The organism is Streptococcus sp. CF7_Ac1-12, from assembly GCF_024295905.1.
GTDB classification, from domain to species: Bacteria; Bacillota; Bacilli; order Lactobacillales; family Streptococcaceae; genus Streptococcus; species Streptococcus mitis_AP.
On record NZ_JANCPG010000005.1, the window covers coordinates 1 to 14,715 of the forward strand.

The 14,715-nt window shown below is 42.7% G+C and carries 15 protein-coding genes; 12 read left to right on the forward strand and 3 right to left on the reverse strand.

From position 1 onward, the window contains the following. From NMM17_RS03505 to tig, 10 genes are all read left to right on the forward strand, one after another. A partial coding sequence (locus NMM17_RS03505) for an LPXTG cell wall anchor domain-containing protein (protein ID WP_254753847.1) occupies positions 1–546 on the forward strand: 546 nt, incomplete at its 5' end. Between the two features lie 208 nt (positions 547–754). Next, positions 755–1,720, forward strand: coding sequence for a choline-binding protein CbpF (gene cbpF / locus NMM17_RS03510; RefSeq protein WP_000691499.1), 966 nt, complete (start codon positions 755–757; stop codon positions 1,718–1,720). 122 nt (positions 1,721–1,842) lie between these two features. Then, positions 1,843–2,721, forward strand: a complete 879-nt coding sequence (gene mvk / locus NMM17_RS03515) for a mevalonate kinase (RefSeq protein WP_000163297.1) — start codon at positions 1,843–1,845, stop codon at positions 2,719–2,721. Then, on the forward strand, positions 2,703–3,656 hold the full coding sequence (mvaD, locus tag NMM17_RS03520; protein ID WP_000373476.1) for a diphosphomevalonate decarboxylase: 954 nt from the start codon (positions 2,703–2,705) through the stop codon (positions 3,654–3,656). The genes mvk and mvaD overlap by 19 nt, the downstream gene beginning before the upstream one ends. After that, positions 3,643–4,656, forward strand: a complete 1,014-nt coding sequence (locus tag NMM17_RS03525) for a phosphomevalonate kinase (RefSeq protein ID WP_000562401.1) — start codon at positions 3,643–3,645, stop codon at positions 4,654–4,656. Before mvaD ends, NMM17_RS03525 begins: the two co-directional genes overlap by 14 nt. Continuing rightward, positions 4,634–5,644 (forward strand): type 2 isopentenyl-diphosphate Delta-isomerase, encoded by a 1,011-nt coding sequence (gene fni, locus NMM17_RS03530; RefSeq protein ID WP_000210633.1) that lies wholly within the window; start codon positions 4,634–4,636, stop codon positions 5,642–5,644. The genes NMM17_RS03525 and fni overlap by 23 nt, the downstream gene beginning before the upstream one ends. A 76-nt stretch (positions 5,645–5,720) precedes the next feature. After that, positions 5,721–6,419: a cell wall-active antibiotics response protein LiaF gene (gene liaF / locus NMM17_RS03535; RefSeq protein ID WP_001224649.1), complete on the forward strand. Its 699-nt coding sequence runs from the start codon at positions 5,721–5,723 to the stop codon at positions 6,417–6,419. After that, positions 6,416–7,411 carry a sensor histidine kinase gene (locus NMM17_RS03540; RefSeq protein ID WP_000743688.1) on the forward strand — a complete coding sequence of 332 codons (996 nt, stop codon included), beginning with the start codon at positions 6,416–6,418 and terminating at the stop codon, positions 7,409–7,411. Before liaF ends, NMM17_RS03540 begins: the two co-directional genes overlap by 4 nt. A gap of 13 nt (positions 7,412–7,424) precedes the next feature. Next, entirely contained in the window at positions 7,425–8,057 is a 633-nt protein-coding gene (locus tag NMM17_RS03545) for a response regulator transcription factor (RefSeq protein ID WP_000698417.1), read from the forward strand. A 161-nt stretch (positions 8,058–8,218) separates the two neighbouring features. After that, positions 8,219–9,502, forward strand: a complete 1,284-nt coding sequence (tig, locus tag NMM17_RS03550) for a trigger factor (protein WP_000116513.1) — start codon at positions 8,219–8,221, stop codon at positions 9,500–9,502. 47 nt (positions 9,503–9,549) lie between these two features. On the opposite strand, the gene NMM17_RS03555 is transcribed toward tig, so the two are convergent. From NMM17_RS03555 to rnhC, 3 genes are all read right to left on the reverse strand, one after another. Continuing rightward, positions 9,550–11,916, reverse strand: a complete 2,367-nt coding sequence (locus NMM17_RS03555) for an ATP-dependent RecD-like DNA helicase (protein WP_254753848.1) — start codon at positions 11,914–11,916, stop codon at positions 9,550–9,552. 324 nt (positions 11,917–12,240) lie between these two features. Further along, a complete protein-coding gene (lepB, locus tag NMM17_RS03560) occupies positions 12,241–12,855 on the reverse strand; it encodes a signal peptidase I (protein WP_001083986.1) in 615 nt (204 codons plus the stop codon). Between the two features lie 3 nt (positions 12,856–12,858). Next, positions 12,859–13,740: a ribonuclease HIII gene (gene rnhC / locus NMM17_RS03565; RefSeq protein WP_254753849.1), complete on the reverse strand. Its 882-nt coding sequence runs from the start codon at positions 13,738–13,740 to the stop codon at positions 12,859–12,861. Between the two features lie 86 nt (positions 13,741–13,826). Between rnhC and zapA the strand changes: the two genes are divergently transcribed. Both zapA and NMM17_RS03575 read left to right on the forward strand, forming a co-directional pair. Next, positions 13,827–14,129 carry a cell division protein ZapA gene (gene zapA / locus NMM17_RS03570; protein ID WP_000002019.1) on the forward strand — a complete coding sequence of 101 codons (303 nt, stop codon included), beginning with the start codon at positions 13,827–13,829 and terminating at the stop codon, positions 14,127–14,129. After that, positions 14,126–14,674 carry a CvpA family protein gene (locus NMM17_RS03575; RefSeq protein ID WP_254753850.1) on the forward strand — a complete coding sequence of 183 codons (549 nt, stop codon included), beginning with the start codon at positions 14,126–14,128 and terminating at the stop codon, positions 14,672–14,674. The genes zapA and NMM17_RS03575 overlap by 4 nt, the downstream gene beginning before the upstream one ends. Positions 14,675–14,715: the final 41 nt, after the last annotated feature.

Genomic DNA, 14,715 nt, shown 5'->3' on the forward strand with positions numbered 1-14,715 from the left:
GATACCTTTAAACAACGTCCATATGTACCATCAAATGGTGGAGGCAATAACAGTGGTAACGGTAACGGAGCTACTAACACTGACGCAAAAGTGGATAAAGCTAAGTTAGAAGGTGCTATTCGTCAACTAGATGAATTGATCATCAAAGAATCAGCTAAGCTTGATGCAGAAACTGCAAAAGAAGCGAATGCATTATCAGCAGATGCTAAGAAAGTATTTGCCAATGCAGACGCAACTCAAGCAGAAGTGGATGCAATGGTTAAACGTATCGAAGACTTCATGGCGAAAGTTGCTTCATCAACTGATCATGCAACTCCAGCTAATGACCAAGCTGCCCAAACACCAGCTGTAGCTCCAGCTACTGCTCAAGCAGCAGCTAATGCTGGTCAAACAGCATCAGCACAAGCAAATGCGCGTAAAGCAGCTAAAGAATTGCCAAATACAGGTACAGCAGATTCTACTGTAGCTATGGTAGCAGCAGCCGCAAGTGCATTACTTGGTCTTGGTCTTGCAGGTCGACGTCGTAAAGAAGACGAAGAAGCTTAATTGGTAGATTGTTTGATAAATATCAGGTGATAAGTCCGATTTTCAAAGCTTAAACAAGTACCTCTCATAAGAAAATCTCCTAGCAGGAAAGTCTGCTAGGAGATTTTACTAGTGAATCAAATGATAGTTCGTTATTATATTATTTTAAAGCCATCATATTGACATACAATTGAATTTTTGCTAGAATCCTTGAAGGAGGATACGTCTAATGAAAATAATAAAAAAATTGATGCAAATCGCATTAGCAGTCTTTTTCTTTAGCTTACTGGCGACAAGTACAGTATTGGCGGATGATACTGATTCAGAGGGTTGGAAATTTGTCCAAGAAAACGGAAGAATCTACTACAAGAAGGGGGACCTCAAAGAAACCTACTGGCGAGTGATTGATGGTAAGTACTATTATTTTGATTCTTTATCTGGAGAGATGGTTGTCGGCTGGCAATATATACCTGCTCCACACGAAGGGGTTACGATTGGTTCTTCTCTAAGGCAAGATGTTGCTTTTAGACCAGATTGGTTTTACTTTGGTCAAGATGGGGTACTACAAGAATTTGTTGGTAAGCAAGTTTTAGAAGCAAAAACTGCTACAAATACCAACAAACATCATGGGGAACAATATGATAGTCCAGCAGAGAAACGAGTCTATTATTTTGAAGATCAACGTAGTTATCACACCTTAAAAACTGGTTGGGTTTATGATGAGGGGCACTGGTATTATTTACTGAAGGATGGTGGATTTGATTCTCGCATCAACAGATTGACTGTTGGGGAACTAGCACGTGGTTGGGTTAAGGATTTTCCTCTTACATATGATGAAGATAAGCTAAAAGCTGCTCCATGGTATTATCTAGATCCAACAACTGGCATCATGCAAACAGGTTGGCAATATCTTGGTAACAAGTGGTACTACCTCCGTTCATCAGGAGCAATGGCAACTGGCTGGTATCAAGACGGCTCAACTTGGTATTATCTAGATGCTGAAAATGGTGATATGAAAACGGGCTGGCAAAACCTTGGGAACAAATGGTACTATCTCCGTTCATCAGGAGCAATGGCAACAGGTTGGTTCCAGATTAATGGCAAATGGTACTATGCTTATAGCTCAGGTGCTTTAGCAGTGAATACGACCGTAGATGGCTATTCTGTCAACTATAATGGCGAATGGATTCAATAATGAAAGAAGCGATTGTGAAGGAAACAATCGCTTTTTTTGTGAAAATATAATAAAATAGATAGGAGAGAATAAATACTTGTATGAAAAAATAAGACGGCTTTTTCGTCTAGTAAAAGGAAAAAATGACAAAAAAAGTTGGTGTCGGTCAGGCACATAGTAAGATTATTTTAATAGGAGAGCATGCGGTCGTTTACGGCTATCCTGCCATTTCCCTGCCTCTTTTGGAGGTGGAAGTGACTTGTAAGGTAGTTCCTGCAGCGAGTCCATGGCGTCTCTATGAGGAAGATACCTTGTCCATGGCAGTTTATGCTTCGCTGGAGTATTTGGATATCAAAGAAGCCTGTATTCGCTGTGAGATTGACTCGGCTATCCCTGAAAAACGGGGAATGGGTTCGTCAGCCGCTATCAGCATAGCAGCCATTCGTGCAGTATTTGACTACTATGAGGCTGATGTGCCTCATGATGTACTAGAAATCTTGGTCAATCGGGCTGAGATGATTGCCCATATGAATCCAAGTGGTTTGGATGCTAAAACCTGTCTCAGTGACCAACCTATTCGCTTTATTAAGAATGTAGGATTTACAGAGCTTGAGATGGATCTATCAGCCTATTTGGTGATTGCCGACACGGGCGTTTATGGTCATACACGTGAAGCCATCCAAGTGGTTCAGAGCAAGGGGAAGGATGCCCTACCGTTTTTACATGCCTTGGGAGAATTGACCCAGCAGGCAGAGGATGCGATTTCACGAAAAGATGCTGAAGGGCTGGGGAAAATCCTCAGTCAAGCACATTTACATTTAAAAGAAATTGGTGTCAGTAGCCCTGAGGCAGACTCTTTGGTTGAAACGGCTCTTAGTCATGGTGCTCTGGGTGCCAAGATGAGCGGTGGTGGCCTTGGAGGCTGTATTATCGCCTTGGTAGCCAATCTGGACCAAGCACAAGAACTAGCAGAAAGATTAGAAGAGAAAGGAGCTATTCAGACATGGATAGAGAGCCTGTAACAGTACGTTCCTACGCAAATATTGCTATTATCAAATATTGGGGAAAGAAACAAGAAAAAGAGATGGTTCCTGCTACTAGCAGTATTTCTCTGACTTTGGAAAATATGTACACAGAGACGACTTTATCGCCTTTACCAGCCAATGCGTCAGCTGATGCCTTTTATATAAATGGTCAGCTGCAAAATGAGGCGGAGCATGCCAAGATGAGTAAGATTATTGACCGTTACCGTCCAGATGGTGAAGGCTTTGTCCGCATCGATACTCAAAACAATATGCCGACAGCAGCGGGCCTGTCCTCAAGTTCTAGTGGTTTGTCTGCCTTGGTCAAGGCTTGCAATGCTTATTTTCAGCTTGGATTGGATAGAAGTCAGTTGGCGCAGGAGGCGAAGTTTGCCTCAGGCTCTTCTTCTCGGAGTTTTTATGGACCACTAGGTGCCTGGGATAAGGATAGCGGAGAAATTTACCCTGTAGAGACAGACTTGAAACTAGCTATGATTATGTTGGTGCTAGAGGATAAGAAAAAACCAATCTCTAGCCGTGACGGGATGAAACTCTGTGTGGAAACTTCGACGACTTTTGATGACTGGGTTCGTCAGTCTGAGAAAGACTATCAAGATATGCTGGTTTATCTCAAGGAAAATGACTTTGCCAAGGTTGGGGAATTGACTGAGAAAAATGCCCTGGCTATGCACGCTACGACCAAAACAGCATCACCAGCCTTTTCTTATCTGACCGATGCGACTTATGAAGCCATGGACTTTGTTCGCCAGCTTCGTGAACAAGGGGAAGCCTGCTACTTTACCATGGATGCTGGTCCCAATGTCAAGGTCCTCTGTCAGGAGAAAGACTTGGAGCATTTATCAGTAATCTTCGGTCAACGTTATCGCTTGATTGTGTCAAAAACAAAGGATTTGAGCCAAGATGATTGCTGTTAAAACTTGCGGAAAACTCTATTGGGCAGGCGAATATGCTATTTTAGAGCCTGGGCAGTTAGCCTTGATAAAGGCTATTCCCATCTATATGAAGGGCGAGATTGCTTTTTCTGATAGTTACCGTATTTATTCGGATATGTTTGATTTCGCAGTGGACTTGACACCAAATCCTGCTTACAGTTTGATTCAAGAAACGATTGCTTTAGTGGAAGATTTCCTTGTTTATCGTGGGCAAACCTTGCGGCCTTTTTCTCTAGAAATTCGTGGGAAAATGGAACGAGAAGGGAAAAAGTTTGGTTTAGGTTCTAGCGGTAGCGTCGTTGTCTTGGTTGTCAAGGCTTTACTGGCTCTGTATGATGTTTCTGTTGATCAGGAGCTCTTGTTCAAGCTGGCTAGTGCTGTCTTGCTCAAGCGAGGAGACAATGGTTCCATGGGAGACCTTGCCTGTATTGTGGCAGAGGATTTGGTTGTCTACCAGTCTTTTGATCGCCAGAAGGTAGCTGCTTGGTTGGAAGAAGAAAACTTGGCGACAGTTTTAGAGCGTGAGTGGGGCTTTTCAATTTTACAAGTGAAACCAACTTTAGAATGCGATTTCCTAGTGGGATGGACCAAGGAAGTGGCTGTATCAAGTCACATGGTCCAGCAAATTAAGCAAAATATAGATCAGAACTTTTTAACTTCCTCAAAAGAAACGGTAGCTGCTTTGGTAGAAGCCTTGGAGCAGGGGAAAGTAGAAAAAAGCATCGAGCAAGTGGGAAGAGCGAGCCAGCTCTTAGAAGGCTTGAGCGCAGATATTTACACACCTTCGCTTAGACAGCTGAAAGAAGCTAGTCAAGATTTGCAGGCTGTTGCCAAGAGTAGCGGCGCTGGTGGTGGTGACTGTGGCATTGCCTTGAGTTTTGATGCGCACTCAACTGAAACCCTAAAAAATCGTTGGGCCAATCTGGGGATTGAGCTCTTATACCAAGAAAGGATAGGACATGACGACAAATCGCAAGGATGAGCATATCCGCTATGCCCTTGAACAGAAAAGTTTCTATAATAGCTTTGATGAGGTGGAGCTGATTCATTCTTCCTTGCCTCTTTACGACCTGGAAGAAATCGATCTGTCGACAGAGTTTGCTGGTCGAAAGTGGGACTTTCCTTTTTATATCAATGCTATGACGGGTGGAAGCGATAAGGGAAGAGAAATCAATCAAAAACTGGCTCAAGTGGCGGAAGCCTGTGGTATTTTATTTGTAACGGGTTCTTATAGCGCAGCCCTCAAAGATCCAACAGATGACTCTTTTTTTGTCAAATCTAGTCATCCCAATCTCCTCCTTGGAACCAATATTGGATTGGACAAGCCTGTCGAGTTAGGACTTCAGACTGTAGAAGAGATGCATCCTCTTCTCCTGCAAGTGCATGTCAATGTCATGCAGGAATTACTCATGCCTGAAGGAGAAAGAAAGTTCAGAAGCTGGCAATCGCATCTAGCAGACTATAGCAAGCAAATCCCTGTCCCTATTGTTCTCAAGGAAGTTGGCTTTGGGATGGATGTGAAGACCATTGAAAGAGCCTATGAACTGGGTGTTCGAGCCTTTGATATATCGGGTCGTGGCGGTACCAGTTTTGCCTATATTGAAAACCGCCGTAGTGGCCAACGTGATTACCTCAATCAATGGGGCCAGTCCACCATGCAAGCCCTTCTCAATGCCCAAGACTGGAAAGACAAGGTCGAACTCTTGGTTAGTGGAGGGGTTCGAAATCCTCTGGATATGATTAAGTGCCTAGTCTTTGGTGCCAAAGCCGTGGGACTGTCTCGAACAGTTCTGGGATTGGTTGAAAACTACACGGTTGAAGAAGTAGTTGCCGTTGTTCAAGGCTGGAAAGCAGATCTACGCTTGATCATGTGTGCTCTTAATTGTGCCACCATAGCAGATCTACAAAAAGTAGACTATCTTCTCTACGGAAAATTAAAAGAAGCAAATGATCAGATGAAAAAGGCGTAACCACCGCCTTTTTTCCATCTGCAGACCGAGGTGACTTTTTTGAATTGTGATAAAATAGAAAGGAGAGGATGAACCTATGAGAAAATTTAAAATCTTTTTATTTATCGAAGCCTGTCTTTTGACAGGAGCTCTGATTTTAATGGTATCAGAGCATTTTTCGCGTTTTCTGCTGATTCTATTCCTCTTTTTGCTTTTGATTCGCTATTACACTGGTAAAGAGGGGAATAACCTCCTTTTAGTAGTGGCAACCATTCTCTTCTTTTTCATCGTCATGCTCAATCCTTTTGTGATTCTAGCTATTTTTGTTGCGGTCATCTATAGCCTTTTTCTTCTTTATCCGATGATGAACCAGGAAAAAGAGCAGACAAATTTAGTTTTTGAAGAGGTGGTGACGGTTAAGAAGGAGAAAAATCGTTGGTTTGGAAATCTTCATCATTTTTCAAGCTACCAGACTTGCCAGTTTGATGATATCAATCTTTTTCGTCTCATGGGCAAGGACACTATTCATCTGGAGAGGGTCATCTTAACCAATCACGACAATGTCATTATCCTCAGAAAGATGGTAGGAACGACCAAAATCATTGTACCTGTAGATGTAGAAGTCAGTCTCAGCGTTAACTGTCTCTATGGTGATTTGACTTTTTTCAACCAACCTAAGCGGGCCCTTCGCAATGAACACTATCATCAAGAAACCAAAGACTATCTTAAGAGTAACAAGAGTGTCAAGATTTTCTTGACCACTATGATTGGAGATGTGGAGGTGGTTAGAGGATGAAAAAACAAGCCTATGTAATCATTGCTCTCACCTCCATCCTGTTTGTCTTATTTTTCTCCCACAGCTTGCTGGAAATCCTTAACTTTGACTGGTCCATTTTCTTGCACGATATCGAAAAAACAGAAAAATTTGTCTTTTTGTTGTTGGTATTTAGCATGTCCATGACCTGCCTCTTAGCCCTGTTTTGGCGAGGTGTTGAAGAGTTTTCTCTCAGAAAAGTGCAGGCGAACCTTAAGCGATTATTGGCAGGGCAAGAAGTGGTTCAGGTTGCAGATCCAGATTTGGATGCCAGTTTCAAGTCCTTGTCAGGTAAACTTAATCTTCTGACAGAGGCTCTTCAAAAGGCTGAAAATCACAGCCTTGCTCAGGAAGAGGAAATCATTGAGAAGGAACGGAAGCGGATTGCTCGGGATTTGCACGATACAGTTAGTCAAGAGTTGTTTGCGGCTCACATGATTTTGTCAGGTGTCAGCCAGCAGGCTTTAAAGCTTGATAGAGAAAAGATGCAAATCCAGTTGCAGAGTGTCACAGCTATTTTAGAAACTGCCCAGAAGGATTTGCGAGTCTTGCTCTTGCATTTGCGACCAGTTGAACTAGAGCAGAAGAGTCTGGTTGAAGGGATTCAAATCCTCTTAAAAGAGCTTGAGGACAAGAGTGATCTCAAGGTTGGTTTCAAGCAAAATGTGACGCAATTGCCTAAGAAAATCGAGGAGCATATCTTCCGTATCCTGCAAGAGTTGATCAGCAATACCCTCCGCCATGCCCAGGCATCTTGTTTGGATGTTTACCTCTATCAGACGGATTTTGAATTGCAGCTGAAGGTGGTGGACAATGGGATTGGTTTCCAGTTAGGGAGTTTAGACGATTTGAGTTATGGACTCCGCAATATCAAGGAGCGGGTTGAAGATATGGCAGGGACGGTTCAGTTATTGACAGCACCCAAGCAAGGGTTGGCAGTTGATATCCGTATTCCCCTGCTCGATAAGGAATGATAAAGGAGTAAAGATGAAAATTTTACTAGTGGATGACCATGAAATGGTCCGATTGGGCTTGAAAAGCTACTTTGACCTCCAAGACGATGTAGAAGTTGTGGGCGAGGCAGCAAACGGTTCTCAGGGTATTGACTTGGCCTTGGAACTGCGTCCGGACGTTATTGTCATGGATATTGTCATGCCTGAGATGAATGGGATTGACGCGACCTTGGCCATCCTCAAAGAATGGCCCGAAGCTAAGATTTTGATTGTGACTTCGTACTTGGACAATGAAAAAATCATGCCTGTTTTAAATGCTGGTGCTCGGGGCTATATGCTCAAGACTTCTAGTGCAGATGAATTGCTACACGCTGTTCGTAAGGTGTCTGCTGGTGAGTTGGCTATTGAACAAGAGGTCAGCAAGAAGGTCGAATACCACCGCAATCACATAGAACTACATGAAGACTTGACTGCGCGTGAGCGAGATGTTCTCCAACTCATCGCCAAGGGCTACGAAAATCAGCGAATCGCAGATGAACTTTTTATCTCTCTCAAGACGGTCAAGACCCACGTGTCCAACATTCTTGCCAAACTTGAAGTCAGCGATCGTACCCAGGCTGCAGTCTATGCCTTTCAGCACCACTTGGTGGGGCGTGAGGACTTTTAACAGATATGCAAAAATAATATTTGAGAAATAGCTGACCTTAGTATCAAGGAAGCAAGCAAGTACCTTTCCTATCGTTGAAAAGCGCATTCATTACTTGAAAAAAGTCGCCCATTTATGTTATAATAGACTGTATTTAAAAAATTTTAAGGAGAAATGACAGAATGTCTGTATCATTTGAAAACAAAAAAACAAACCGTGGTGTCTTGACTTTCACTATCTCTCAAGACCAAATCAAACCAGAATTGGACCGTGTCTTCAACTCAGTGAAGAAATCTCTTAATGTTCCAGGTTTCCGTAAAGGTCACCTTCCACGTCCTATTTTCGACAAAAAATTTGGTGAAGAGTCACTTTACCAAGACGTTATGAACGCTCTTTTGCCAAACGCTTATGAAGCAGCTGTTAAAGAAGCTGGTCTTGAAGTCGTTGCTCAACCAAAAATTGACGTAACTTCAATGGAAAAAGGTCAAGACTGGGTTATCACAGCTGAAGTCGTTACAAAACCTGAAGTAAAATTGGGTGACTACAAAAACCTTGAAGTATCAGTAGATGTAGAAAAAGAAGTAACTGATGCTGACGTTGAAGAGCGTATCGAACGCGAACGCAACAACTTGGCTGAATTGGTTATCAAAGAAGCTGCTGCTGAAAACGGCGACACTGTTGTCATCGATTTCGTTGGTTCTATTGACGATGTTGAATTTGACGGTGGAAAAGGTGAAAACTTCTCACTTGGACTTGGTTCAGGTCAATTCATCCCTGGTTTTGAAGACCAATTGGTAGGTCACTCAGCTGGCGAAACTGTTGATGTTATCGTAACATTCCCAGAAGACTACCAAGCAGAAGACCTTGCAGGTAAAGAAGCTAAATTCGTAACAACTATCCACGAAGTAAAAGCTAAAGAAGTTCCAGCTCTTGACGATGAGCTTGCAAAAGACATCGATGAAGAAGTTGAAACACTTGCTGAATTGAAAGAAAAATACCGCAAGGAATTGGCTGCTGCTAAAGAAGAAGCTTACAAAGATGCAGTTGAAGGTGCAGCAATTGATAAAGCTGTAGAAAACGCTGAAATCGTAGAACTTCCAGAAGAAATGATTCACGAAGAAGTTCATCGTTCAGTAAACGAATTCCTTGGAAACTTGCAACGTCAAGGTATCAATCCTGACATGTACTTCCAAATCACTGGAACTACTCAAGAAGACCTTCACAAACAATACGAAGCAGAAGCTGAGTCACGTACTAAGACTAACCTTGTTATCGAAGCAGTTGCCAAAGCTGAAGGATTTGACGCTTCAGAAGAAGAAATTCAAAAAGAAATCGAGCAATTGGCTGCAGATTACAACATGGAAGTTGCACAAGTACAAAGCTTGCTTTCAGCTGATATGTTGAAACACGATATCACAATCAAAAAAGCTGTTGAATTGATTACAAGCACAGCAACAGTTAAATAATCTTAATAAACAAAAATCCCACCTGAATTGGTGGGTTTTCTTATACACTATTTTCCAAAAATCTCTTTGAGGTCTGCTTCTGTAATCCCAATCATGGCTGGGATGCTGTCCCAGTTTTCTTCTGTTAGGATGTAGGATTGTTCAGAGGTACTTGATGTGGCTGTTTCAGAGACAGTTTGTTGCTTTTCTTCAACAGTTTCCAATAAATCACTGAAGCGTTCAATCAGATAGGTTTTTCGGGCAGTTCCGATATGCTGGGTAGCATAGTCGAAAGCCTGTAATTCGCCTAGTAAGATAAGCTTGCTTTTGGCACGAGTAATGGCTGTGTAGATGAGATTGCGCTCCAGCATTCGCCTACTAGCACTAGTGATAGGCAGTATGACAACAGGGAACTCACTTCCCTGTGATTTATGGATACTCATAGCATAGGCCAAGCGAATCTTGTACCATTCGTTACGTGGGTAAGAGACCTCATTGCCATCAAAATCAATGACAATCTCATCTTGTTTCGACTCGGTGTATTTACCAGGAATCAAGTCTGTGATAGCTCCCAAATCTCCATTAAAGACATTGATTTCAGCATCGTTGACCAGGTGAATGACCTTGTCGCCCTTACGATAGTGGCACTGGGGGGCTTCAAAACTAAGTTGGTCTTTTTGTGGTGGGTTCAGGAGGTCTTGCATGAGCTGGTTGATGGCATCAATCCCTGCAGTCCCTCGGTACATGGGAGCCAGAACTTGGATATCACGGGCAGGAATACCACTTCTGAGGGCAGCTCCTAAGATTTTCTCAATGGTAGCAGGAATATGGCCACTAGCAATTTCAAAGTAAGAACGGTCAGCTTTTTTCTGGGTGAAATCAGCTGGTAAGATGCCCTGTCGAATCTGACTAGCTAGGGTGACGATGGTTGATTCTTCGCTTTGCCGGTAAATTTTTTCCAAGCGAGTCTGAGGGATCAAAGGAATATGAAGGAGGTCAGCTAGAACTTGTCCAGGGCTGACAGACGGTAGCTGATCGCTATCTCCCACGATGAGAATTTTACTGTTAGAAGAGATGTTTGAGAAGAGTTGATTGGCCAGCCAAGTATCCACCATAGAAAATTCATCTACGATGATAAAGTCAGCATCTAGATAATCTTCCAGATGACTGGTATCATCGTCGCCTGTCATTCCCAAGTGGCGGTGTATGGTCGCGCTCGGTAAGCCTGTCAATTCATTCATGCGCCGAGCAGCTCGACCAGTTGGAGCAGCAAGAAGAATGGGCAGATTGCTTTTTTTCCTGAGGTCAAGTCCTTCTAAAAGGGCATAAACAGCGATGATACCATTGATAACCGTTGTCTTACCAGTACCAGGCCCACCTGTTAGGATAAAGATCTTGTTCTGGATAGCGTCGCAGATAGCCTGTTTTTGAATGCTATCATACTCAATCCCCAGCTCATCCTCGACAGTAGCGATATGTTTTCGAATAGTTTCTAAATTCTGGCTCTTTTGTTTTCCTTTTTCAAGGATGCGAACCAAGTGACTACGGATACCCTCCTCAGCGAAAAAGAGGCTGTTGTCAAAAATCTTGGTATCAATCTGCTGAACCTTGTCTTCTTCGATTAGGTAGGAGAGTTCTCGAGCCACTTGACTGGGATCTAGTTCTACGGGACGGGAAGATTCAAGGAGAGTAAGGGTTTGTTCCAGCAAGTCCCGTGCTTCAACATAGGTATCCCCTGTTTCCATACAGGCATGAAAAAGACTGTGAACTAGACCGGCACGAAAACGCTCAGGAGCCTGACTTTCGATGCCTAGTTCTTCCGATAATTGGTCAGCAATAGTAAATCCCAATCCTTTGATATCCTCAACTAACTGGTAGGGATAATTTTCAACCACATCAAGGGTTTCTTCCTTGTAAAAGTCTTGAATTTGAAAGGCTAGTTTATTGGGAATGCCGTAGTTAGCTAGTTTGGCCAAGACCATCTCCGTTCCATAGTTGAGACGGAGAGTGGAGACGAAAGCCTCGCGATTTTTGGTAGAGAGACCTGCGATGCCTTCTAGCTTTTCTGGGTGTTGCAAAATTTCGTCAATGGTATTGTCGCCATAGGTGTCCACGATTTTCTGAGCTGTCTTGAGACCAATCCCCTTGAAATGGCTACTTGAAAAGTACTTGACCAAGCCCTTGCTAGTTGGTTTTGCGCGTTCATAACGGCTAATTTGCAGTTGTTCCCCATACTTGGAGTGCTGGACAATTTGTCCCCAAAAAGTATAGTCTTCTCCCTCAATCACGTCAGCCATGGTACCCGTGACAATGATTTCAAAATCATCAAAATTCTCTGCGTCCGTATCGTCGATTTCTAGGAGAAGGATGCGATAAAAATTGCTGGGATTTTCAAAAATAATCCGTTCAATAGTTCCTGAAAAATAAACTTCCATAAGATTCCTTTGCATAAATAGGTGAGAGTTAATACTCTTCGAAAATCTCTTCAAACCACGTCAGCTTCGCCTTGCCGTATATATGTTACTGACTTCGTCAGTTCTATCCACAACCTCAAAACAGTGTTTTGAGCTGACTTCGTCAGTTCTATCTACAACCTCAAAGCAGTGCTTTGAGCAACCTGCGGCTAGCTTCCTAGTTTGCTCTTTGATTTTCATTGAGTATAACTTTGTTTCTATCTTAATCAAACTGGATAGTGAATAATCATATTCTCACGATAGAAGAAGAGGCTGAGATTCTTGATTCTCGGCCTCTTAGGTCTCTTAAAATGTTCCGATGCGGGTTATTGGCCAGAAGCGGAATTTAGCTTCCCCTGTGATATCTTTTGCTTTGAAGGTACCTACGTGGCGGCTGTCGCTCGAAACCAAGCGGTCGTCTCCGAGGAGAAGATATTCTCCTTCTGGGACAGTAAAGCTAAAGTTGGTATTGTAATTGACATCAACTGTGAAGGCTTGAGCCTTTTGAGCGATGCTTCTAAAGAAAGTGCCTTTATTTCCTTCAAAGCCCTTGCCTGAGTAGGTGCTTTGAAGTTTGTCATCCTTGAAACGTTTGATGTAGTCAGCTAGGTAAGGTTCGTCAGTCTCTTTGTCATTTATGTAAAGTTTATCGTTTTCGTAACGGATGGTGTCGCCAGGCATTCCGATGACACGTTTGACAATGTCCTTATTGCCATCTTCCTCATGGGCCACCACGATATCAAAACGGTCAATAGGGAGGTGTTTGACAACAAAGAGGATTTCGCCATCTGCTAGGGTAGGATCCATGGAATGTCCTTCTACGCGGACATTACTCCAAAAAAAGATACGACTTAAAGCTAGTAATGACAGAATTAGGAGGAACAATCCCCACTCTTTTAAGAAATTTTTAAATGAATTCATAACTTACCTTTCTAAGCGTTTTTTCGCTTTTTCAGTATTTTTAAAGTGCAGTTTGGCGCAGAAATTGAGTCCTTGCATACCATAGGCTTGCAAAATCTGGCTAGCTACCTTATCAGAAGCCGTTCCAGCTCCACTTGGAAGTTGATAGCCCAGTTCTCGTCCTAGATTTTCAAGGTTTTCCAGAAAGAGATCACGCGCAATGATAGAAGAAACTGCTACAGCCAAGTATTTGCTTTCAGCCTTTTCTTCTAAGCTGATAGGATTACTGAAACGATTGGCCTCTTGTGCTAAATACTTGTCATAATTTTTAGCACTGGTGAAAGCATCAATCACAATTTTCTCAGGCTGAACACCTTTTTGAAGGAGGAGATAGATAGCCTGATTATGGAGAGCAACCTTAACCGAAACAGCATTGTAGCGGTCTCCGATGACCTCGTTGTACTTGCTTGGCGAGAGAAGCAGTGCCTGATGCTGGATTTTTTCCTTGAGGATAGGGGCAATCTGACGGATTTTTAGGTCGGTCAGAGTCTTGGAATCCCCCACACCGAGTTGGCGTAAGAAATCATGCTGGTCTGGAGTGACAAAGGAAGCCACAACTGCAAGCCCACCAAAGTAGGAACCATTTCCCACCTCATCTGTCCCAATCAAAGGGAGATTTTGTCCGCTTATTTCCTCTAGAACTTGATAGCCAAAGAAACGAGCATATTTCTCAGCCCCTTCACCCTGAAGCAAGACCTTTCCAGAAGTATAGATAGAAACGGTAGCTTGAGGTAGTCGCAAAAAGTAGCGAATATAAGGATTCTTGCTGGGAGCCAGACTGTTTCGATAGTGTTCAAGAAAAGCCTGAATCTCCTTTTCGCTTGGTGTGAGTGTTATACTTGCCATAGTTTCTATTGTACCATAAAAGCAGGCAAATTTGTAAAAACTGACAAAGTTAGCGAATTTTGGTATAATATCGTGAGGTGAATTTTATGGCAAATCTAAATCGATTCAAATTTACATTCGGGAAAAAATCATTAACCTTGACAAGCGAGCATGATAATCTCTTTATGGAGGAAATCGCCAAGGTTGCGACAGAAAAATACCAAGCAATTAAAGAACAAATGCCTAGTGCAGACGATGAAACAATCGCTCTTTTGTTGGCAGTTAACTGTTTATCAACTCAACTCAGTCGTGAGATTGAATTTGATGATAAGGAGCAAGAGTTAGAAGAACTCCGTCACAAACTCGTGACTTGTAAGCAAGAACAGAGCAAGATTGAGGATTCCTTATGATTTCACTCCTTCTTCTATTGGTCTTGGCTTGGGGATTTTATATCGGCTATCGGAGAGGCCTGCTCTTACAGGTTTATTACCTGATTTCAGCCATGGCATCGGCTTTTGTGGCTGGCCAGTTTTATAAGGGACTTGGAGAGCAATTTCATTTGCTACTCCCTTATGCAAATCCGCAGGAAGGTCAGGGAACTTTCTTTTTCCCATCGGATCAACTTTTTCAGTTGGATAAGGTCTTTTACGCAGGGATTGGCTACTTGCTTGTATTTGGGATTGTCTATAGCATCGGTCGTTTACTTGGTCTCCTCTTACACTTGATTCCTAGTAAAAAACTGGGTGGTAAGTTATTCCAAGTTTCAGCAGGGATCTTGTCCATGTTGGTGACCTTATTTGTCTTGCAAATGGCTTTGACAATTTTGGCGACCATTCCCATGGTGGCTATACAAAATCCTCTTGAAAAGAGCATCGTCGCAAAACACATCATCCAGAGCATACCGGTAACAACCAGTTGGCTCAAACAAATCTGGGTGACAAATTTAATCGGATAAAAAGGGCAGGAATTTTCCTAGCCCTTTGTTTACAGATTTGA